Origin of the sequence: Serratia sp. L9 (genome assembly GCF_050632285.1) — a bacterium.
GTDB lineage: Bacteria > Pseudomonadota > Gammaproteobacteria > Enterobacterales > Enterobacteriaceae > Chania.
In genome coordinates this window covers 410319-431062 of record NZ_CP192591.1, presented here as the reverse complement: position 1 = coordinate 431062, position 20744 = coordinate 410319, and the positions used below count along the sequence as shown (strand labels likewise).

The window sequence follows — 20744 nt, the reverse complement described above, 5'->3', positions numbered from 1 at the left end:
GAGCTTCCGTCATTGAGTTAACTAACAAGGTTAACCTGAACGGCGTAAATTGTTCTGTTTTGGCGACTATAGGTTTGTTCCTATAGGGCAGCCAAACAGCTTGATGTTCTAATGCTATTTTAGCTGTGAAGGTTGCCACATGATGAGAAAAAATGGCGGATTAGCGATGAAACTATCGATTTTCCTGCAAAAAGACAAGTTTTCACAGGCGTAATAAGCGTGATCATCATTAGATATCTGGTACGGGAAACGCTGAAGAGCCAAATTGCCATCCTGTTTATCCTGCTTCTGATCTTCCTTTGTCAGAGCCTGGTTAAGGTGTTAGGTGATGCGGTCGACGGCAATATCCCGACAAATTTAGTATTAATATATCTGGTATTGGGTGTGCCGAAGATGGCGCAGCTAATCCTGCCATTAAGCCTGTTTCTTGGCCTGTTGATGACGCTTGGGCGGTTATACACCGAAAGTGAAATCACCGTAATGCATGCCTGCGGTTTGGGGAAGCGAGCCCTGATCGCTGCCGCGATGGTGCTGGCAATCTTTACCTCGATAGTTGCTGCGATGAACGTGTTTTGGGCCGGACCTCTGTCCTCCAGCTATCAGAATGAAGTGCTTGCCGAAGCGAAAGCCAACCCAAGTATCGCCGGGCTGGCGGAAGGGCAGTTCAAGTCGTCCAATGACGGCAATGCCGTGCTGTTTATCGGCAATGTGAAGGGCAATACCTTCAATGATGTGTTCCTGGCGCAGTTGCGTCCGAGCGGCAATCAGCGTCCTTCGGTGGTGGTCGCCGAACACGGGATCATTAATCAGAAGCGCGATGGTTCACAGGTGATCACCCTGGATAAGGGCACCCGTTTTGAGGGGACCGCGCTGCTGCGTGATTTCCGTATTACCGATTTTACCGACTATAAAGCGGTGATTGGCCATCAACCGGTGACGATTGATAACACCCAGACCGAGCAGATGTCGATGAGTACGCTGTGGCACTCTGACGAACCGGATGCCCGCGCCGAATTCCACTGGCGCTTGACGCTGGTGTTTTCGGTGGTACTGATGGCGCTGCTGGTGGTGCCGCTCAGCGTGGTCAACCCACGCCAGGGCCGAGTGCTGAGTATGCTGCCAGCCGTGCTGTTGTATCTGATTTTCTTCCTGTTACAGACTTCGCTGCGTTCCAATGCCGGTAAAGGTAAACTGGATCCGATGCTGTGGATCTGGCTGGTGAACCTGGTGTACTTCGCTATCGCGCTGGCACTCAACCTGTGGGATACCGTGCCGATGCGCAAAGTGCGTGCACGCCTGAAAGGAGCGGCCTGATGTTTGGTGTTTTAGACCGTTATATCGGCAAGACGATTTTCAACACCATCATGATGACGCTGTTCATGCTGGTTTCGCTTTCCGGCATCATCAAGTTTGTCGAGCAGTTGCGTAGAGTCGGCCAGGGGGATTACTCAGCATTTGGTGCGGGGATCTATACCCTGCTCAGCGTGCCAAAAGATATCGAGATCTTCTTCCCGATGGCGGCGCTGCTGGGGGCTTTGCTTGGCCTTGGCACCTTGGCTACTCGCAGTGAGCTGGTGGTGATGCAGGCTTCGGGTTTTACCCGCCTGCAGATCGCCGGTTCGGTGATGAAAACCGCGATCCCGCTGGTATTACTGACGATGGCAATTGGCGAATGGGTGGCACCTGCGGGCGAGCAGATGGCGCGTAACTACCGTGCGCAGCAGATGTATGGCGGCTCGCTGCTTTCCACCAAAAGCGGCCTGTGGGCGAAGGACGGCAACGACTTTATCTACATCGAGCGGGTGGCTGGCGAGACCGAACTTTCCGGTGTGAACATCTACCACTTCAACGATCAGCGCAGATTAGAGACGGTGCGCTATGCCGCCAGCGCCAACTTTGAAGACGGTGTATGGCAGCTTTCGCAGGTGGATACCTCAGATCTGACCAACCAGAAACAGGTTACCGGCACTCAGACGCTAACCGGTGTGTGGAAAACCAACCTGACGCCGGATAAGCTTGGCGTGGTGGCGTTGGATCCGGATTCGCTCTCTATCAGCGGGTTGCACAACTATGTGAAGTACCTCAAGCAGAGTGGCCAGGAGCCCAGCCGTTACCTACTGAATATGTGGAGCAAGATCTTTGCGCCGCTTTCCGTGGCGGTAATGATGCTGATGGCGCTGTCGTTTATTTTTGGCCCGCTGCGTAGCGTGCCGATGGGGATGCGCGTGGTGACGGGTATCAGCTTCGGCTTCCTGTTCTACGTGCTGGACCAGATCTTCGGCCCGTTGAGCCTGGTGTATAACATGCCGCCGATCCTGGGTGCATTGCTGCCAAGCATCCTGTTCCTGCTGATCAGCCTGTATATGCTGCTCAAGCGTAAGTAACAAACAAACCAGCGCAACGTTGCCGCTGCGCTGGTTTGTCGTGTTCCAAGCGCTTACATCTGCGAGAAGGTATTCATAATAATCCCGCCGCCGATAATCAACGCCATAGCGAAAATGGCAGGCAGATCAGGTTTTTGTTTGTAGAGCAGCATTGAAACAAAGGTCACACCGACAATACCAAACCCGCACCACAGCGAGTAGGCCACGCCTACCGGCACATAACTCATCGCCCGGGTCAGGGCAAAATAGCACAGGCAGTAAGCGGCAATCACCAGCACCGAAGGCCCCAGCTTTTTAAAGTTGTTGGTTTTCTTGATCATCGATGTCCCGGTAATTTCTGAACCGATAGACAGTGCCAGCCACAGGAAGCCAATATTAAACATGAATTACACCTTATTCGGAGGAGCCCATTTTTGAGAAGAGGTTCATAATTACGATGCCGCTGGCGATAATCACCATGCCGATAATGGCGGGCGTATCAGGATGCTGGCCATAAAAGACCATACCCAGGGTTGAGACCATCAGGATCCCGGTACCCGACCAGGTGGCGTAAGCCAGGCCGACGGGGATATATTTCACCGCATTGGATAATGAGTAATAACAGACGCAATACAGCACCACGATTAAACCTAATAATAGCGTCTTGGTCGTTCCTTCGCTGTTATCAAACATTTTTAAGGTCGATGTGGCCGAGGTTTCAGAAAATATCACTAATAACATCCATAGCCATGCTTTTGCCTTGGTAGACATAGTTTTCACTCCTGATAAAGATGAATTTATTTTGTAAAAACCTGAGAACCTGTTTTATTCCCCTCACCCGTTGGAACCGGGTGAGAGGAATATCACTGGGGTGTAAATCCGCACCCGGCGTTATTAACAGTTTTTCTCGTGGCGTATATTAATTAACCGCCTGAGCTTCTCGGGTTACTTTTCCCCCGGCTGTATTCCAGCGCCAGGTCGGTCAGTTTGGCCCCTGGTGGTGCCTGGCCATTGCGCCGTTTTAGTTCACTGAGGGTCATGTAAGATTGTGCTGCAGCCCCGCTGGCTATAGGCTCGGCAGATAACATCTGGTCAAGCGTGCAGAGCTGAATACCCCGTGCCGCCAACTTTGACAGGGCCGGATTTGCCCCGCCACGGCTCAACCCTTTAAGCTGATTTAATTCGCTCGCCGGGTTACAGTTATAATCCAGGGCCATTACAGGTTTGCCGCTCATCAGCGCCAGATTAATTAATTTGGCGCTATCAGATTGTAATAACCCATTAGCCACCTCAGCCGCCGTGGAAAAATCGAGAAAAGGGATCAATATCCGCTCGATATTATCCAATGCCCCGGTGCCGGTTATTTCCGCCAGAGTAGTGAGTGGCCCTAAATGGCACCACGCCTCTTCGGCATGAAATTTATGCGCGTTATCGGCAAACAGGGCTGTCAGCGATAGCGTCTTGCAGTGCCGTAAACGAGACTGGATTATCTCTTGATAACCATCCGCCGCAGTGAGTAGCACCAACGCCCTTGGCCGCACCCGCAAGAGCACTTCATTTACCAGCCTGTCGATGATTTCCAACTGCATCATGTTGCCGCCTCAGGGAACGATAACCACGTTGTCGCCGGAAGAGAGCCCGGCGGCGTTGGCTTCGTCAGTATCAATGTGGAGCTCTAGTGCAAAACTGCCTTTGATCCGGACGATCACCTCATCAAAAATCAAAGCACGCAGCCCGCTGGCCTTAACCCGCACCGTTTGCCCGTTCTTCACGCCCAGCCGTGCCGCATCCTGAGGGTTCATATGGATATGGCGCTGAGCGCAGATCACCTGTGAGCGCAAAGAAACATAGCCCGCAGGGCCTGCCAGCATTGCATCGCCACTGGCTATCAGATTGCCGGATTCACGGACTGGCGCTTTCAGGCCCAGGGCGAAACAATCCGCCTTGGAGATTTCCAACTGGGTGCATTCACGCGCTGGCCCCAGCACCCGCACTTTAGAGAGTGAGCCTTTGGGGCCGACGATCATCACGCACTCTTTGGCGGCAAATTGCCCGGGCTGGCGCAGCTCTTTCAACGGTGTCAGCCGATAGCCCACGCCAAACAGCGCCTCAATATCCTGCTGCGAAAGGTGGACATGCCGGTTAGATACCCCAACCGGAATGGCAATGCCGGTTGGGGAGTGGTGGGTTTCCGCCAGGTTATGGCGGATCCTTTCCAGTAACGTCTCGTTAAACATACTGTTGTTCCTACCTGCGATTACTTATGTTGTTTCTTGCCGGAGCGCCCTTCGCCGCGCGAGGGCTTGCTTTCCACCACTATCGGTTGGCTTTCCGCCGGCGGGCTGGATATCGCCACTTCGGGCAGCGCAGGTTCCGCCATCTCAACCTTGGCGGGGGTACCTCCTGTGGCGGCGTAAAGCCGTTGCCTTTCAAGCCGGTTAACAGCGCCACCACCTGTTTTTCCGGGCGGGCAATCACCAACTGGCCTTTGATAAATTCCTGCTTTTTAACCACCGCCACGCCGCTGTCGATAGCGGTTTTTACCGCGCTGATTTCGCCCGTAAAGAACACGCTAACCAGGCCGGAACCGATTTTCTTGTACCCCAAGACCGTCACCGCGGCGGATTTACAGGCTGCGTCCGCTACCTGGATCGCCGCCGTCAGACCGTGGGTTTCAATCACTCCAAGGCTTAAGTTCATCTCAATCTCCTTATTCCCTGTCTGGAAATAATTAATGCCTTACCAATCTGATATCGAAATCAAAGCGCTGGAAAAACGCCGCCAGTTGATCCAGCTCTGCATCGCTGTAGCTGGGGTCATTTTTTACCGGATAGATCATTTCGAGTTTTTCGTATTTATTTTTGCCCAACTGGTGATAAGGCAAAATATCGATACGGCTGATATTGCCGTGGTGTGCCAACCCGGTGACGTAGTCAATGGCGCCGGTAATGGCATCGTAGGAATCGTTGTAGCCGCGCACCAAAGGCATACGCACCACAATATGGGCGCCAAGCTCCACTAAACGTTCCAGGTTTCTTTTGACCCCTTCGTTGCCGATGCCAAATAACTCCTTATGGCGCAGGCTGTCGATGTGCTTGATATCGAACAGGAACATGTCGGTGCATTGCGCCAGCTTTTCATAATTGGCCAACTGCGTAGTGCCGTTGGTTTCAATGGCGGTGTTAATCATCATTTTTTTGCATTCGGTCAGCAGCGCAGCGGCAAAATCCGTTTGCAGGCTCAGTTCACCGCCACCCAGAGTCACGCCGCCACCGGAGGCATGATAAAAATCGACGTCCTGCATAATGATGTCCATCAGTTCCTGCACAGTGACGTCTTTCCCGATGATATCCAGCGCCCCGGCAATGCAGGCCTCTTCACATTTGCGGCAACCGATGCAATCTATTTCACGGTTGATCTGGTGGCGGAGGTCGCCCTGCGCATCCTGGGTCTGGTAATGGATATCCACCGGGCAGACCGCAACGCACTGGCCGCAGTCGACGCATTTATCTCGTGAGAACATCACCTGAAAATTGCTGGTAAGCCCCTCGGGGTTGGCGCACCAATCGCAGAGGATGTTGCAACCTTTGAAAAAAATCAGGGTGCGAATACCGTCTCCGTCATAGATCGAGTATTTCTGGATATTGAATATCCGGCCCTTTTTCTCCAGCGTGTTACCCATGATTGCTGCTTCCTCAATAATTTAGGGGGTATAGGATTCATACCCTCTGGATTTCAAGTCGCAGCCTGGTGCCTGGCTGCGGCTTGAAAGACGACGGGTATCCCGGGTTAACGTCAGAATTTCTCGATAACCGTGCGGCTGATAATTTCATCCTGAACTTCTTTGCAGAGCTCAACGAAGTAGGCGCTATACCCGGCCACGCGGACGATCAGGTCACGGTATTTTTCCGGCTCGAGCTGGGCCTGCTTCAGCACTTCGTTATCCACATAGCTGAACTGCATCTGGCCGTTGCCCAGAATGGAGGCGGTGCGCAGCAGGGTGATCAGCCCATTCTTGCCTTCCGGGGTGTCGAGCAGCCCTTTGAGGAACTTGAAATTGTGCACCATGCCGATATTCATGGTTTCCACGTTCATCTTACTGACTGACTTGATAATGGCGGTCGGGCCCTGTTTGTCTGCCCCCTGAGTCGGGCTGATACCGTCAGAAAGCGGCATCCAGGCCAGGCGACCATTTGGCGTAGCCGCCGTCAGTTCACCGATCGGCGTGTTGTTGGAGATTGACAGGGTGCCGTGGCTCAGCGTGGAGTAGAGCATCTTGTATTTACGGCATTCGCGTTCGGTCCACTCGGTGATGTCCAGCGCGTACTGATCCACGGTGTCGTCGTCGTTGCCGTACTTCGGCGCGTTCAGGCAATCGCGCCGCAGTTGTTCAAAGCCTTCAAAGTTGGCCAGCAGCGCATCACGGATCTGCTCAAGGGTGTATTTGCCGTCCTGATACACCAGCTTGCGGATGGCCGCCATCGAGTCAACGTAGGTCGCCAGACCCGAGAAGATAAGCCCAGGGCCGTGATTGATCACTGCCCCTCCGGCGGCCACATCTTTGCCTTGCTCCATGCAGCCTTCTACCAGCAGCGACATCAGCGGTTTTGGGGCCACGTCGCGGTGTACCCGCTGGCTGATCACGGTGCCGATGGCCGACAATTTGACGATATGCGCAATCTGCGCCTTTACCGCATTATCGAAGTCTTCATAGGTTTTCAGGCTGCTCAGCTCGCCGGTATCCAGCCCCTGATGGCTATCGAACAGCACCATGCGGCCACGGTTAAGCACAAATTCGATGGCAATCGGCCATTGGGTGTAGCCGGTGGAGGTCCACTGATAGATGCGGCCAGATTTTTGTGGTTCCACGCAGCCCATCAGGCAATAGTCGCGGGCATCTTCAAAATCAAAGCCCTTGCGCAGCATCATTTTGATGTGCGAATCGTCAAAGTGGCAGGCCGGGAAGCCCATACCGGCTTTCACCACATCGACGATTTTCTCCATGTATTTTTGCGGCGACTGGTTATGGATACGGCAGGCCAGCGAAGGCTGATACACTTTGATAAAGCGCACGGCGTCCATGATCAGATAGGTCAGATCGTTACAGGCATCGCCGCCACTGCGCTTTTGCCCACCGATGGTCAGGTTGATAAATGGCTGATATCCGGCGAAGTATTTGGCGCCCAGCTCGCTGGACATCCACATCAGTTCGGCACACTTGATGATAAAGGCTTCCAGCAGCTCCAGCGCCTGTTCCTGCGTCAGGCGGCCAGAGGCGATATCTGCCTGATACATCGGGTAGCAGTATTGATCCAGACGGCCCAGCGAAAGCCCGGTCTGGTTCTCTTCCACCTCAAACAGCGATTCCACCGTCCAGATACTTTGCAACGCTTCCTGCAAGGTTTTCGGTGGGTTGGCAGGCACGTTCTCGTTGGTTTCTGCAATGGTCAGCAACTCGGCACGGCGCGCTGGATCCTGCTCCTGAGCCGCAAGCTCACGGGCCTTTTCGGCAATGCGTTTAGCGTAAGCAACCACCCCTTCGCAGGTTTCGATGGCGGCCTTGTAGAAGTAAATCCTGTCGATGTCTTCCGGGTTTTCCATGCTCAGCGCCGCGAGGTGCTGCTGGGCATCGGCCTTGATACCGTTCATGCCTTTGGTGAACAGCAGAATGTCGTAACCAGGGCAGGTATCACCACCGCCGTTAATCTGGTGGTAGGAGAGGTCACTGACAAAGGTCTCACCGCTGAACGCCCAGACACCGGCTTCACGGTACTGCGCTTCGCAGATCTCATCCAGCGAGCGGCCTTCCCAGAATGGCACGATCTCTTCGCGGATCACTTTCTTGTCGGCTTCGGAGATAACGAACGGATCCTGTGGGCGGGTGCCCATGGTTTCCAGCTCATCCTGCACCCAACGCCAGGCGATATCCGGTGAGAACGCCCCGGCACGCGGTTTGCCGCAGGGGTGGCCGACGATCAGCTCATCTGTCTGAATAAGGATCGGCGCGGTTTCGCAGGCAGCGCGGAAAGACTTGGCCCGCAGCAGAATAGTTGGCAAGCCAGGGTTGTTTCTGGCCACTTCGGTAAAAGTAATCGCGCGATAAATAGAGACACTTGGGCGTGCATCCAGGTAGTTGTCGCGCAGGCGTTGCAGGCGTGGTGTCAGCCCTTCCATCAGTTTATGCGTGGCAACGTCTTGCGGCGCGGCAGCGGCAAACGGGGCCGAAGGGGCGCTGTATTGCGGGCGGGCAGCGGCTTGGCCGGTAAACAGTTTCACCTGCAAGTTGAGCGCCGCAAGATTGTTACGCGCTGCCAGCAGCAGGGCGGAAAGCTCGTTAATCACCAATGCCGGGTCATCGATGCGGGTACCGTGCAGCAGGGCGTCGAACATCGGGTAACCGTCCAGCTCACAAGGGGCGCGCACTTCAGAAAGTTCACACAGTTTCAGCCACAGGCATTCGACAATCTCGTAAGCCTGCTCCGGCGTCAGTACACCTTGAGTAATATCGCGCTGGTAGACGCTGTACAGTGCCTTGTCGAAGCCGCCCGGACAGACCGCGTAGCTGCCGTTTTCCAGATGCAGCGCCAGTTGGAAGAAGTAGAACGACTGGCAGGCTTCTTTAAAATTGCTGGCACCGTAGGCCGGGACCTTCTTCAGCATCACGGCCGCTTCCTGCAGCTCTGCCTTGCGATACGGGTGGCTTTCCGTTGCCGCCATGTTTTCCGCTTTGCTGGCCAGCTTCTGTGCCAGATGCATCGCGGCGTTGCAGGCATAAATCATGGCGCGGCACTGGTTGACTTCATCCAGTCCGGAACGGCTCACCGCGCTGCCGATGCTGCGGGCGCGGTCTTCCATTTCGGCCTCAATGGCCAGCAGCCCTTTGGTGATCACCGCCAGATAATCCGGCGAGGCCTGGCCCAAAGGCGTGAAGGCAGAAGGACTACGCAGCTCGCTTTCGCTGTGGAAGATAGCGGCGCGCGGGGTGGAGGATTGGCTACCGATAATCAGCTCGTCGGGGCCGATATAACCGGGCAGTTGCTTGACCAGCTCATTGAACAGCTTGGCACTCTTGACCTGCTGCGGCATACCGGCCACATCGTTACCCAGCGTTTCCAGAATGGTGGCACGTTCGGTGCTGATGGTGCTGTTTTGGGATAAGAGTCTTTCTGCCAGCATTTTTACGCGTGGCGTCAGTAAATATTGGGCCATGTTCAAATCTCTCCTGAAATCCTTCGTCCTTCACGCAGCCGCTTGAAAGACGACGGGCATATTAGTTATTGAGCGTTGGGCCGCTGTAAGCTCGGCGCAACAGCCTCTCCAGATCTGCCGCGCTAACTTCACGCGGGTTGGTTGGCGTGCAGCTATCGCGCAGCGCCTGGTTGGCTAACTCGCCCAGGCAAACCTGGAAGCGGTGTTCGTCCACTCCTGCGGCTTGCAGATTGGCTGGCAGCTTCATTTCCTGTTTCAGCGTATCGATGGCTACCAGCAGGCTGTTGACGCCAACGCGTGGTGAATCGCTTGGCAGCCCCAGCAGCCGTGCCAGGGCGCTATATTTGTGAGCGGCCGGGGTGTCGCAGTTGCCATCAACATCGGCATTGAACGCCACCACCTGAGCCATTAGCAGCGCATTGGCCCGGCCGTGGGGCAAACCAAACATGCCGCCGAGGGCGTGGGCCAGGCTGTGGGTGATGCCTAAAGAGGCATTGGTAAACGCCATGCCCGCCATGCACGAAGCGTTGTGCATTTTTTCCCGGGCTGGCAGATTGCCGCCGTGCTGGTAGCAGGTGAGCAGATGGCTGAAGACGAGCTGCACCACTTTTTCTGCCATAGCATCGCTAAAGTCGCTGGCGCTGCGGGAGACATAGGCCTCCAGGGCGTGGCACAACACGTCCATACCGGTGTCGGCGGTGATGCTGGCCGGGACCGATTTCACCAGTTGCGGATCGAGGATGGCGACGTCCGGCAGCATGAACTCGTCTACCAGTACCAGCTTTTCGCTGCGGGATTTGATCACCGAAAAGCTGGTGACTTCGGAACCGGTGCCGCTGGTGGTCGGGATGGCGACAAAGCAGGGTTTGCTGCGGCCACTGTCTTTACGGCAATGCCACAGCGCATACATCACCGCCTTGGCGGCATCAATAACCGAGCCACCGCCCAGGGCAATCACCAGATCCGGGTAGTCGTCATCCATCAGCTTCATACCGCTGACGATGGCGGCGATATCCGGATCGCTGGCCACTTCGTCATACTGACGGCAAGGGATCTGTTGCTGATGGAGCAGGCTGGTCACCTGCCCGGCAAAGCCAAATTTCACCATCGCCTGGTCGGTCACCAGGAACGCCGAGCGCCCGGGCAGACCTTTCAGGGCGAGCAGCGCGTCCTCACCGAAGTAGATTTTTGGCTTAATCAGAAACTCATTCATGCTTAACGCTCCCGGTGAACCTTCTCGACAATGGCAACTATCGACATGGCCTTGTAACGGTCTTTGCTCAGTGCGAAATACTCTTCAACCAGTACCAGATCGTTTTCACCTGCGCCGACGCTGTCGACGGCGACGTAGGTGCGATCCTTGATAGCCTGCAGATCGTCACCCAATGCCGTGACCAGCAGCAGGTTGCTGCCCCGCAGCTCATCACTTTTCTGTGTGGCCACTACATGCCCAGTTACCTTTGCCAAGATCATGGTTATCACCCATTGTTGATGTGTTACCGGGACAGGCGCCCAAGTACTTGTTTAATGATCTGCTCGACGTTCTCTTCGGTGATGTCATTGGCTGCGGCGTTAACCACGGCATGGGTGACGGCAGCGAAGCGATCGTCGCCCTGGGCGTACAGGTTGACCGCAGGGGCAGACGGCGCAGCCGCGAAGCGGTGATCTTCGAAGATGCTGGCACTATGGCTGGGCTGAGCAGTGCATTGCTGTGCCGACTGCGGTTGGCGCAGGTCATCGATACTGCGGACGCCATAGCCGACCTTGCGGATATTCAGCAGGTTCATCGGGCCGACGTTATCGGAGCTGGATCCCCCGCCGACCGCGCCGCAGCCGAGGGTTAACGCAGGAATAAGATTCGTGGTGGCGCCAATGCCACCCAGCGCGGCGGGCGTATTGATCAGGATGCGGTGCACCGGTTTTTGCAGCGCAAACTCGCGGATAACCTGCTGGTTTTGGGTATGAATAACCAGCGTATGGCCCAGGCCTTCATTGGTGAGTAACTCAACCACGCGATCGCAGGCGCTCATCCAGTCTTCTTCGATATACAGGCCCAGCACCGGGCAGAGTTTCTCGCGGGCATAAGGATTTTTGCGTGAGACGCTGTTTTGCAACGAGATCAGCACGCGGGTGGTTGGCGGCACGCTGAACCCGGCGCGTTCGCTAAGGTAAATCGCGGTTTTGCCCACCACTTCGGGATTAATCATGCCGTTAGGCCGCAGCAGGATATTGGCCAGGCGGGCAGACTCATCGTCGTTCATAAAGTAGGTGCCCTGCGCCAGCAGCTCGCGGTGCACTTCCTGGTAGATGCACTTTTCTACGATGATCGACTGTTCAGAAGCACAGATAACCCCGTTATCGAAGGTTTTGCTGGTAATGATGTCGGTGACCGCCTGCTTGATATTGGCGCTGCGTTCGATAAACGCCGGGCCGTTGCCGGGGCCGCCGCTGATGGTTGGCGTGCCGGAGCTGTAGGCCGCACGCACCATGCCTTCGCCACCGGTCGCCAGGATCAGCGCCACGTCTTTGCTGTGCATCAGGGCTTTGGTGGCTTCCAGCGTCAACTCGGTCAACCCATCGACGATACCCGCCGGGGCTCCGGCCTGCAGGGCGGCTTGCCTGACGATGTCAATGGCGCGCTGGCTGCATTGGCGGGCATTAGGGTGCGGGGAGAAAATAATGGCATTCCCGGCCTTCAGCGCAATCAGCGTTTTATAAAAAATAGTGGAGGTGGGGTTGGTGGAAGGTACCAGGGCGGTAATGACCCCCAGAGGGACACCCACATCCATGACTTTATTTTGTTGATCGTCACGAATAATACCGACGGTTTTTAAATCTTTAATATGCTCAAAAACTTTTTCTGAGGCGAAAATATTTTTTAATACCTTGTCTTGCCAATTACCGAAACCAGTTTCTTCATGGGCCAGCTTCGCCAATTCTTCGGCATGCTGCGCCGCTGCGCTGGCAATATGCTTAATAACGCCGTCGATCTTCTCTTGAGAATATCTGGCAAACAGCAATTGCGCCTGTTTGGCATTTTTAATCAACGTGCGAGCTTGCTGAATGGATTGTAAATCCGGATCTAATGTGGTCATTAGTCTATCCCCTGAATAGGAGTGTTATTTTTTTGCTTGCTGCAATAGGGTTTATTGCCAACTACAATATTGGTAACAGGCCGATATTACGCCTTATGCTGTGAGGCGATTTTTTCAATATCATTATGCGGGCGAGCTATTATCCGCGATGAAATAACCTCGCCAATGCGGCTGGCGGCTTCAATACCCGATTCCACCGCTGCGTTAACCGCACCGACGTCACCTTTAACCATCACGGTCACCAGGCCGGAGCCAACGTTTTCATAGCCAATCAGCTCGATATTCGCGGCTTTACACATGGCATCGGCAGCTTCTATCGCAGGAACCAACCCTTTGGTCTCGATTAATCCGAGTGCATCTTTCATTAGTTAATTCCTTGTTATTCAGAGATTTTATACTGAGAGATTATCTTCTGGATATCGTTGTGCGGGCGGGCGATCACCAATGAGGTCACCACTTCACCTACGCGTTTGGCTGATTCCACCCCGGAATCCACCGCAGCCTTGACGGCACCCACGTCGCCCTTCACCATCGCGGTTACCAGGCCAGAACCGACGTTCTCATAGCCGATCAGCTCCACGTTGGCCGCTTTGCACATGGCGTCTGCGGCTTCAATGCAGGCCACCAACCCCTTGGTTTCAATCAATCCTAATGCGTCACCCATGATCTGTTCTCCAGAGAAGCGCCGTTAAGCTTTATGTTTAATCACAATTTTGTTGATGTCGTTGTGCGGGCGCGCGATAACCAGCGAGGTCACCACTTCCCCGACGCGCTGTGCCGATTCCACACCGGAATCAACAGCGGCTTTCACCGCGCCCACGTCACCTTTCACCATCGCGGTGACCAGGCCGGAGCCGACGTTTTCATAGCCAATCAGTTCTACGTTGGCCGCCTTGCACATGGCATCAGCCGCTTCTATACAGGCTACCAACCCTTTGGTTTCGATTAAGCCCAATGCATCACCCATTTTTGTTTCCTCCGCAAAGCCGGTTTATGAGGTAGTTACGCCGTTCGATGTGAAGGTTTCACGGTTTTCGACCGGCTGAAGGCACTATACCGCCCAGGCAAAAAAGCAAAATATAAATTCACTAATATCAATATATTTAGTTTTTTACTCTGGTAATAAGCGTTCATTTATCCGTTATTTATTTCTTTATCCTGATATTTCATCTTATAACAGTTGGGCTTACTGGCAGAAAATTCCCGATTTTGGATTTCACTTATGGGGAAATCATTTTGTTAAAACTATGAGCATGAAATGGTTTTTTTCGGTAGCCAAGGGGGCGAAAGTGTGTGGCGTGGCGCAGATTTTTGCCTGGGTCATGGTGAGAGAAATCTGGGGGGCAGAGGGCGAATGAGAGGCCGATCACAAAGCAGAGTGCGGGGCAGGGCGAGCAGCGCTTACCGGCTTAATGCAACTGGCTGCCAGGTTTAAGCGCACAGATAAACAGCGGGGAGTTGATTGAGCTGAGCAACGCGGTGTTAGGGTCTATTTTTTCCATTGCCAGCAACAGGCCGTCATGGCTGTCGGACATTTCACGCATAAAATAATCAAAAATAACGTCCGGGGATTGGTCAATGGAGGATTTACTGGCAGCCCAGTGGTTGATTTGATAATAACGCGTGCCGGGGGAGACGCGCTTGCTGGTATAGTCAAACGTGACGTAGCGCTGTAAATAAAGCCAACCGGCCGTGGAATTTGAATATCCTTCCACCACGATTGAGCCTTTGCCTTTATCGTTAAAGCTGAAGTGAATATTGACGTTAACTGATTCGGTTACGGTATCTTCAAAATGCATAATGGCTTTGGTTGAACAGTTTAAAATATCGTCACGCCAGAGGGCATTATGCTTGAAGGTAATAAAGAGAGAGAGTAGCAGCAGTATTATAGAGACGGCAAACAGCCCTCTCCCCCAGCCGATGGTTTTCATAATCTAATTCCATGAGTAATAAAAATAATTATCGCAGTAACTGAAGGCATTATCCTGATGTTTGGCGCAGTGCGCGAGAAATGTCCGGCCTAAGCCGTTAGATTGCAGTTTATCGCCATAAAAGAACAGGAATCTTTCATCCTTACCATGCTTTATTTTCTTTTTCTCTTTTACCGCCATAAAGTTATTCAGGTAATTCTCACGCATTCTGGGGTTAATCATGATGTCGGTGGAAAATACTTCGACGGGCGTTTGTGCCAGAGAGGTGAGGGCGATGGGTTTCAGGCTGCCGTTGTTACTCCAGGACCAGGCGAACAGCCCAATTGCCAGCAGGGAGATAACCCCACCGGCGTAACCCCAATAGCGGTCCCGAGAATTACCGGCGGTTGGCGTAATTTCTGGCGGTGTTTCGGTTGGCGGTTCGCTTTCGATGGCATGCACCACGGGGTGCAGCACGCTGTCATCGATCACCTCTATCAGCAGCTCCGGGTTGATTTCCAACCGGCCACGCGCCACGGTGACGATCACGTTCTCGATGTCGTAGCAGCGAAAGGCCTTGCGCAGCATGCTCAGGTACTGGTTGAGGTTGCTGTTGGAAGACATCAGCCCGTTATCGTCCCAGACCCGTTGCATCACCGTATCACGGCTGATCACACCGGGGTTCTGGACCATGAAAAACAGCAAGGCATTGGCGGTAATGGTGAGTTGGGTATCTGACTTACCGCCGTCGTCCAGCTTGAGCGATCCCTCGGTGGCATCATAAATAAGAAAGGCATTAATTTTATATTTCATTATCGCCCCAGGTGTAACAGGCCGCGGACCTGGAAGGTCAGGAACCTATCCAATAGGCTATTTTATTTGTCATTTTGAACCTGGGCGGTGCTCATAACCCTTACATACCTGGTGTACGCTCCGGTTATTGCACGTTGTCCTTGTGCAAACTGACGGCAACAATTACGCCGATTGGGACAGATTCGAAGACTCCTCATAGGTCATTGCCGCCAGCCGTGTCACCAATGCCTGCCGCTCTCGCGGCTCCATGGTGACTCCTTCGGTCAATTCAGACAGCCATAAACCGTCCGCGCCATAACGCACCAGGTTGCCGACATAGCTGCGATCCAGCGCGTCGGCCTGGGCCAGATGCTGCAACACCCAGTCACGCCAGCATTTACGCATCACGGGTTCATCCGGCATGGCCAGGGAAAGCAGGGCTAACTGGCGGCTGGTGTCGGTTTCATTAATGCTGGCCAGATACATCAGGTAGGCTCTGGAGAAACGCCCGCGTGGATTGCTATCGGCAGCCATTAACGCCATGATCCCGCGATCCATCACCGCCAGCAGGCGGATAAACAACGCATGGATCAGCTCCTGCCTGCCAGGGAAATGGTGCAGTAACCCGCCTTTGCTGACCCCGGCCTGCCGGGCTACTGCGTTTAACGACAGCGCGGCGATCCCGTCTTTGGCAGCAATAATCCCGGCCGCTTCCAGCAGTTGCTCCTGCAGTCGTTCCGGGTCTTTTTTCTATGGACGTAGGTGTTCATGCGGCGGATCATACCGACCAGCCGGTATGTTAATTTTGATCAAGGTCAAGCCCGTTCCTGTATAGGTCTGACCAATCCGGAATAATGTCTAGCAGTTCAAACTTTTTAATTTTCAGTTAATTAGGAAAGTATTTACTGGCTTAATTGCGGCTGGGGCGCAGCAGGAGAACCACGATCCGCGCCTTAAAATAACCCTCTATCCTGGTGGAAAGAGGGTTATGTGCAAAACACATTTACAGGAGCCAATCGAGGATTAGCACACCGACCAGGCTGATCGCCCAGGCGAGGGTGGTGGGCACCGACCAGGCCATCATCTGTAGCTTGACGTCCTTGATCCCCATCATGCGGTTCACCACCCAGAACATGCTGTCGTTAAAGTAGCTGAAGAACAGCGCGCCCATGGTGGCCGCCTGCGCGGCGGCGAGCATGTTGACACCGGGCAGTTGGCTGACAATCGGGGCGGAGATCGAGGCCGCAGTGATCATCGCAACCGTGCCCGACCCTTGTATCAACCGCACCAGCGTGGCAATAACAAAGGGGATCAATACCGGGGAAAGTGGCAGATTGGCCACGTGCTGCGCCAGCAGGGTACCGGTGCCGCTCTCACGTAATACCGCCCCCAGTGCGCCCCCGGCACCGGTCACCAGCAGGATGATCCCGGCGGTTTGCAGCCCTTCTTCCAGGCGTTCCAGCGTTTGGTGTTTATCCACCTTCGGCATCAGGGTGTAAACGGCCAGCAGGACGCTGATGGCGAGTGCAATAACCGGCGAACCGAGAAAGGCAAACCCCTGCCCCCACAGGCTTTCCCTAACCAGGCCATCCCTTCGGTCTTGGCCAGCATGTTGTTCACCGCATTGATAAAGATCAGCACAATAGGGGCGACGATAGGCAATAGGGATAACGCCAGGCTGGGCAGCGCCTTACCGGCTTTTTCTGCCAGATAACGTTGGTGGGCGGCGTGCAGATCTTCCGGCTCTTGCTCTACGGGCTCCGGCTCAAAATCAGGGTAACGGCTGCCGAGCCACTGCGCATACAGCACCATGCCGATCACACAGGGAATGGCCAGCACCAACCCGGCCATCATCATGGCACCGATATCCACGCCGAAGATCCCCGCAACCCCCAACGGGCCAGGCGTTGGCGGCACCGCGTGGTGGGTAATGATAAGCCCACCTGCCAGGGCTACCCCCAAGGTAAGCAGATTACGCTGGCCCTTTTTCGCCAGCGCTTTGACCAGCGGGTAAAGGATAACGAAGGCCGAATCGACAAAGATCGGGATACTGACGATATAACCGGTGATGGCCAGAGCCCACTCTTCACGTCTTTTCCCCAGCCATTTGATAAAGCTGTAGGCGATCTGTTCCGCCGCGCCGGAGACTTCCAGCACGCGGCCCATCATCACCCCCAAACCGATGACAATCCCAATGCTGCCTAGCGTGCTGCCAAACCCTTTGGTAATGGTATCAACCGTTTGCACCGCCGTGAGCCCACCGGTAATGCCAGCAATGGACGCGGCTATCAGCATGGCAATCAGCGCATGGACCCGGGTGCGCAGTACCAGAAATACCAACACGAAAACCGCCACCGCCAGGCCAATGATCGGAGTATAAAGCGCCATAATCAGCTCCCGCCCTGCGGCATGTCATCGCGGATAAAGGAGCGAATGATTTGCTGGAAATTTTTATCGGCAGAGAACCCTAAATCCAGCCCCCGCTGAATGTCGAAGTTACCCGGCCAGCTGGCGACAATACGGTTAATGGTTTCATCCGGTTCAAAGCTCACCCGTGCACGGGCCTGCTCACCGGCAACGTCGGCCAGGGCGGCCATCATCTGGCGCACCGTAACGCTGATGCCGGGCAGATTAACGGTGCGCGAGGTGCTGAACTGTGCGGCAGAAAGCCGGGCGGCGTGGATAAAATTACTGACCACGGTGCCGGGGCTTGATAACCACAATGCCAGCTCGGGGGATACCGGGCATACCGAAGGCTGGCCATGCAGCGGTTCGCGGATAATGCCGCTGGCAAAAGACGACGCCGCCTTATTCGGTTTACCGGGCCGCACGCTGATGGTTGGCAGGCGCAATACACGCCCATCGACAAATCCTTTGCGGGCATAGTCGTTGATCAGCAGTTCACACATCGCTTTTTGCGCGCCATAGGAAGATTGCGGCAACACGGCGCAATCATCGGTGACCAGCGGTGGCAGTTTGCCGCCAAACACCGCCAGCGAACTGGTGAAGATAAACTTCATTGCCGGAGCCCGCTGGCGGGCCGTTTCCAGCAACTGGCGGGTGGCTTCGAAGTTAACCTGCATCCCGAGATCAAAATCGCTCTCTGCATGGCTGCTGACAATGGCGGCCAGATGAAACAGCACGCTGCATTCGCTATCGATAAGCCGGTTGCTGGCCCCTGGTTGGGTGAGATCCAGCGCCAGGCAACGCACTCGGGGATCAGCTACTGGCGTGTTGGGCTGTTGAATATCCGCCAGAACCAGCTCATCAAAGGGCAGCGCATTTTCTTGCAACAGTGCGGCTGCCAGGCGCTGGCCCAGAAAACCGGCTCCACCGGTGATAATTATTTTCATGGTTATGCTCCTTGCCTTGTAGGGGGTTATCAGAGGTTGATGCTATGTAACCGCACGCCGCGCTCTTTAAGCTGCTGCAGAACGCCGGGCGGCAGGGCGGTATCGCAGATAATGTCGTCGAGTGCTGCCAGTGGGCAGACCCGAAACATGCCGTACTTGCCGTATTTGCTGCTGTCGGAAACCAGCACTTTGCGCCGGGCGACCTCCAGCAAAGCCTGTTTCACCAGGACTTTCTCTTCGTGAGGGGTGGAAAGGCCGTGTTCCAGATCCCAGGAACTGGTGCTGATAAAGGCCACATCGATATTCAGCGTGCGCAGCAGCATGGCGGCACTGCTACCCACGCAGGAGAAATTGCGCTGATCGACTTGCCCGCCGGTATGAAACAGGTTGAGCTGAGGGCGATTCATCAGGTGCTGGATAATGGAGAAGTCGTTGGTTACCACGGTGAGATTGAAGCGTTCTGCCAGGCTACGGGCGATCTCGAAGCTGGTGGTGCCAGCGTCCAGATAGACCACCTGGCCGTCTTCGACCATGGTGGCGGCATATCTGCCGATAGCCCGCTTTTGCCGGTGATGCAGTTGGGCTTTTTCCTTGTAGGCCAGCTCTTGGCGTAACGTGTCGCTCAGGCGCACACCGCCGTTGACGCCGACCACTTTACCTTCCTCTTCCAGTTGATGGATATCGCGCCGGACGGTCATATGTGAAACGCTCATCAACTCCGCCAGAGCCACGATAGTGACCAACTGATATTCATGGACGTAGCGATAGATAAAATCTCTGCGTTCCGATGGGATCATTTTTTCTCCTGAGCCGCAGCTGGCAGGTGGCGATATAGCTGCTCAATGGCTGTTATTTTTTGTTATGGTGATTAATATTTAATCATCTGATTTAACAAATAAACGATGGGTATCACAGATACGTGAGAGAGGATTGTGGCTGGCTAAGAGGTAAAGTAATTATTTTTCAATAAGTTATTTTATATTCACCCGACAGGGGTAGGTCACAGAAGGCTGTGATGAATAATGTGATGTGTGACAGGAAACCGCAGGGCTGCCAGCACAGCCCGCGTTGGGAGGTTATGGCTCGCCTTGTACGCTCAACAGCGCTATCCCGGCTTCGTGGTAATCCGCTGCGTCTTCCGGCAGGCGATCCAGCACGATGGTATCGATCTGTGCCGGGGTGGCGAACTGCGCCAATGAAGTGTTGCCCAGCTTGGTATGATCGCAGACCACGATCACCTGGTTGGCGTGCTCCACCATGTTGCGCTTGGTTTCTGCCAGCATAATGTCTGCCACGCAGGCGCCTTGTTTGAGCGAAAGGGCATTGACGCCCATAAAGGCTTTATCGATATTCAGCGTATCCAGCAGCGAGCGGCCATTGATCGCCACCGCGCAGTGATAGCCTTTTTTAACGATGCCGCCGAGCAGCACGATCTGGATCGAATCCACATCTTCCAGGCTTTTGGCGATCATAAAGTCGTTGGTGATCACCGTGATATTACGGCGTTGGCGGATATGGTGGGCTATCTGCAAGGTGGTGGTGCCGGTATCCAGCACGATGATGTCGCCGTCCTCCACCAGGCTGGCCGCCAGTTGGCCAATCTGCTCTTTGGAGGCCAGATTCACCTCTTCACGCTGATCGGAACTGATTTCAAAACTGGCGCGTGTGCGCAGAATGGCACCGCCGTGGGTGCGGGTGAGCATTCCGGCGTCTTCCAGAATGCGCAGATCGGTACGGATGGTGGCACCAGAAACGTTGAAACGTTCGCTCATTTCCCCGACGGATAGCTTGCGCTTCTCTTTGAGAATGCTGAGAAGTTTCTCCTGGCGTTCCTCTGCGTACATACTCACTCCCTGCCTGCTGAACGGTGTGCGGCTAATATACCCCGCGCATAGGTTACTGGCAAAAGTGGTGTTCTCAACCTGTGGATCCCAAGCTGTAATCGAAATGCTTGAGGGAGATGCCTTGCTTGAATCCTGGCGCCAGAGCAACGCCCTCTCCCAGCGGGAGAGGGGCAATCGG

General features: G+C 54.6%; 21 protein-coding genes and 1 pseudogene. 2 read left to right on the top strand and 20 right to left on the bottom strand.

The window, feature by feature from the left end; genetic code table 11:
- The first annotated feature begins 219 nt into the window (after window positions 1-219).
- Together lptF and lptG are read left to right on the top strand one after the other, a co-directional pair.
- Complete coding sequence (gene lptF, locus ACQ86O_RS02005; RefSeq protein ID WP_431223932.1) at window positions 220-1314, top strand: LPS export ABC transporter permease LptF; 1095 nt, start codon at window positions 220-222, stop codon at window positions 1312-1314.
- A complete protein-coding gene (lptG, locus tag ACQ86O_RS02000) occupies window positions 1314-2384 on the top strand; it encodes an LPS export ABC transporter permease LptG (RefSeq protein WP_431223931.1) in 1071 nt (356 codons plus the stop codon). The genes lptF and lptG overlap by 1 nt, the downstream gene beginning before the upstream one ends.
- A 53-nt stretch (window positions 2385-2437) precedes the next feature.
- On the opposite strand, the gene ACQ86O_RS01995 is transcribed toward lptG, so the two are convergent.
- The 20 genes and pseudogenes from ACQ86O_RS01995 to ACQ86O_RS01900 form a co-directional block, all read right to left on the bottom strand.
- Window positions 2438-2767 (bottom strand): DMT family transporter, encoded by a 330-nt coding sequence (locus ACQ86O_RS01995; RefSeq protein ID WP_142009496.1) that lies wholly within the window; start codon window positions 2765-2767, stop codon window positions 2438-2440.
- A 10-nt stretch (window positions 2768-2777) separates the two neighbouring features.
- Window positions 2778-3134, bottom strand: coding sequence for a DMT family transporter (locus ACQ86O_RS01990; protein WP_431223930.1), 357 nt, complete (start codon window positions 3132-3134; stop codon window positions 2778-2780).
- 152 nt (window positions 3135-3286) lie between these two features.
- Entirely contained in the window at window positions 3287-3955 is a 669-nt protein-coding gene (locus tag ACQ86O_RS01985; protein WP_431223929.1) for a hypothetical protein, read from the bottom strand.
- Between the two features lie 9 nt (window positions 3956-3964).
- The gene (locus ACQ86O_RS01980) at window positions 3965-4600 is read right to left on the bottom strand and encodes a phosphate propanoyltransferase (protein ID WP_431223928.1); all 636 of its coding nucleotides are present in this window, start codon (window positions 4598-4600) and stop codon (window positions 3965-3967) included.
- Between the two features lie 79 nt (window positions 4601-4679).
- The gene (locus ACQ86O_RS01975) at window positions 4680-5063 is read right to left on the bottom strand and encodes a BMC domain-containing protein (RefSeq protein WP_431223927.1); all 384 of its coding nucleotides are present in this window, start codon (window positions 5061-5063) and stop codon (window positions 4680-4682) included.
- A 31-nt stretch (window positions 5064-5094) separates the two neighbouring features.
- Complete coding sequence (gene cutD, locus ACQ86O_RS01970) at window positions 5095-6045, bottom strand: choline TMA-lyase-activating enzyme (RefSeq protein ID WP_431223926.1); 951 nt, start codon at window positions 6043-6045, stop codon at window positions 5095-5097.
- Window positions 6046-6158: 113 nt separating this feature from the next.
- Window positions 6159-9572, bottom strand: coding sequence for a choline trimethylamine-lyase (gene cutC, locus ACQ86O_RS01965; RefSeq protein ID WP_431223925.1), 3414 nt, complete (start codon window positions 9570-9572; stop codon window positions 6159-6161).
- Window positions 9573-9633: 61 nt separating this feature from the next.
- Window positions 9634-10785: a 1-propanol dehydrogenase PduQ gene (locus ACQ86O_RS01960; protein WP_431223924.1), complete on the bottom strand. Its 1152-nt coding sequence runs from the start codon at window positions 10783-10785 to the stop codon at window positions 9634-9636.
- A gap of 2 nt (window positions 10786-10787) precedes the next feature.
- Window positions 10788-11045 carry a EutN/CcmL family microcompartment protein gene (locus tag ACQ86O_RS01955; protein WP_431223923.1) on the bottom strand — a complete coding sequence of 86 codons (258 nt, stop codon included), beginning with the start codon at window positions 11043-11045 and terminating at the stop codon, window positions 10788-10790.
- A gap of 23 nt (window positions 11046-11068) precedes the next feature.
- The gene (locus ACQ86O_RS01950) at window positions 11069-12667 is read right to left on the bottom strand and encodes an acetaldehyde dehydrogenase (acetylating) (protein ID WP_431223922.1); all 1599 of its coding nucleotides are present in this window, start codon (window positions 12665-12667) and stop codon (window positions 11069-11071) included.
- Between the two features lie 86 nt (window positions 12668-12753).
- Window positions 12754-13032, bottom strand: coding sequence for a BMC domain-containing protein (locus tag ACQ86O_RS01945; RefSeq protein WP_431223921.1), 279 nt, complete (start codon window positions 13030-13032; stop codon window positions 12754-12756).
- 14 nt (window positions 13033-13046) lie between these two features.
- Window positions 13047-13331 carry a BMC domain-containing protein gene (locus ACQ86O_RS01940; protein ID WP_431223920.1) on the bottom strand — a complete coding sequence of 95 codons (285 nt, stop codon included), beginning with the start codon at window positions 13329-13331 and terminating at the stop codon, window positions 13047-13049.
- A gap of 24 nt (window positions 13332-13355) precedes the next feature.
- The gene (locus ACQ86O_RS01935; protein ID WP_004249182.1) at window positions 13356-13634 is read right to left on the bottom strand and encodes a BMC domain-containing protein; all 279 of its coding nucleotides are present in this window, start codon (window positions 13632-13634) and stop codon (window positions 13356-13358) included.
- A gap of 442 nt (window positions 13635-14076) precedes the next feature.
- Window positions 14077-14598: a FidL-like protein gene (locus ACQ86O_RS01930; protein ID WP_431223919.1), complete on the bottom strand. Its 522-nt coding sequence runs from the start codon at window positions 14596-14598 to the stop codon at window positions 14077-14079.
- A 3-nt stretch (window positions 14599-14601) separates the two neighbouring features.
- The gene (locus tag ACQ86O_RS01925) at window positions 14602-15390 is read right to left on the bottom strand and encodes a winged helix-turn-helix domain-containing protein (protein WP_431223918.1); all 789 of its coding nucleotides are present in this window, start codon (window positions 15388-15390) and stop codon (window positions 14602-14604) included.
- Window positions 15391-15552: 162 nt separating this feature from the next.
- Entirely contained in the window at window positions 15553-16101 is a 549-nt protein-coding gene (locus tag ACQ86O_RS01920; protein WP_431225627.1) for a TetR/AcrR family transcriptional regulator, read from the bottom strand.
- 271 nt (window positions 16102-16372) lie between these two features.
- Window positions 16373-17760, bottom strand: a pseudogene (locus tag ACQ86O_RS01915) (GntP family permease).
- On the bottom strand, window positions 17760-18722 hold the full coding sequence (gene denD / locus ACQ86O_RS01910; RefSeq protein ID WP_431223917.1) for a D-erythronate dehydrogenase: 963 nt from the start codon (window positions 18720-18722) through the stop codon (window positions 17760-17762). Before denD ends, ACQ86O_RS01915 begins: the two are co-directional and overlap by 1 nt.
- A 29-nt stretch (window positions 18723-18751) precedes the next feature.
- Window positions 18752-19519, bottom strand: coding sequence for a DeoR/GlpR family DNA-binding transcription regulator (locus ACQ86O_RS01905; protein WP_431223916.1), 768 nt, complete (start codon window positions 19517-19519; stop codon window positions 18752-18754).
- A 279-nt stretch (window positions 19520-19798) separates the two neighbouring features.
- Window positions 19799-20566: a DeoR/GlpR family DNA-binding transcription regulator gene (locus tag ACQ86O_RS01900; protein ID WP_431223915.1), complete on the bottom strand. Its 768-nt coding sequence runs from the start codon at window positions 20564-20566 to the stop codon at window positions 19799-19801.
- Between the last annotated feature and the right edge of the window lie 178 nt (window positions 20567-20744).

Bases quoted from the DNA above. Each gene is read 5' to 3' on its own strand.
- ACQ86O_RS01925 (WP_431223918.1), bottom strand. From the start codon at position 15,390: ATGAAATATAAAATTAATGCCTTTCTTATTTATGATGCCACCGAGGGA.
- ACQ86O_RS01980 (WP_431223928.1), bottom strand. From the start codon at position 4,600: ATGTTTAACGAGACGTTACTGGAAAGGATCCGCCATAACCTGGCGGAA.
- ACQ86O_RS01945 (WP_431223921.1), bottom strand. From the start codon at position 13,032: ATGAAAGATGCACTCGGATTAATCGAGACCAAAGGGTTGGTTCCTGCG.
- ACQ86O_RS01995 (WP_142009496.1), bottom strand. From the start codon at position 2,767: ATGTTTAATATTGGCTTCCTGTGGCTGGCACTGTCTATCGGTTCAGAA.
- ACQ86O_RS01930 (WP_431223919.1), bottom strand. From the start codon at position 14,598: ATGAAAACCATCGGCTGGGGGAGAGGGCTGTTTGCCGTCTCTATAATA.
- ACQ86O_RS01985 (WP_431223929.1), bottom strand. From the start codon at position 3,955: ATGATGCAGTTGGAAATCATCGACAGGCTGGTAAATGAAGTGCTCTTG.
- ACQ86O_RS01900 (WP_431223915.1), bottom strand. From the start codon at position 20,566: ATGTACGCAGAGGAACGCCAGGAGAAACTTCTCAGCATTCTCAAAGAG.
- denD (WP_431223917.1), bottom strand. From the start codon at position 18,722: ATGAAAATAATTATCACCGGTGGAGCCGGTTTTCTGGGCCAGCGCCTG.
- ACQ86O_RS01950 (WP_431223922.1), bottom strand. From the start codon at position 12,667: ATGACCACATTAGATCCGGATTTACAATCCATTCAGCAAGCTCGCACG.
- ACQ86O_RS01905 (WP_431223916.1), bottom strand. From the start codon at position 19,519: ATGATCCCATCGGAACGCAGAGATTTTATCTATCGCTACGTCCATGAA.
- cutD (WP_431223926.1), bottom strand. From the start codon at position 6,045: ATGGGTAACACGCTGGAGAAAAAGGGCCGGATATTCAATATCCAGAAA.
- ACQ86O_RS01960 (WP_431223924.1), bottom strand. From the start codon at position 10,785: ATGAATGAGTTTCTGATTAAGCCAAAAATCTACTTCGGTGAGGACGCG.
- cutC (WP_431223925.1), bottom strand. From the start codon at position 9,572: ATGGCCCAATATTTACTGACGCCACGCGTAAAAATGCTGGCAGAAAGA.
- ACQ86O_RS01940 (WP_431223920.1), bottom strand. From the start codon at position 13,331: ATGGGTGACGCATTAGGATTGATTGAAACCAAGGGGTTGGTGGCCTGC.
- lptG (WP_431223931.1), top strand. From the start codon at position 1,314: ATGTTTGGTGTTTTAGACCGTTATATCGGCAAGACGATTTTCAACACC.
- ACQ86O_RS01975 (WP_431223927.1), bottom strand. From the start codon at position 5,063: ATGAACTTAAGCCTTGGAGTGATTGAAACCCACGGTCTGACGGCGGCG.
- ACQ86O_RS01955 (WP_431223923.1), bottom strand. From the start codon at position 11,045: ATGATCTTGGCAAAGGTAACTGGGCATGTAGTGGCCACACAGAAAAGT.
- ACQ86O_RS01935 (WP_004249182.1), bottom strand. From the start codon at position 13,634: ATGGGTGATGCATTGGGCTTAATCGAAACCAAAGGGTTGGTAGCCTGT.
- ACQ86O_RS01990 (WP_431223930.1), bottom strand. From the start codon at position 3,134: ATGTCTACCAAGGCAAAAGCATGGCTATGGATGTTATTAGTGATATTT.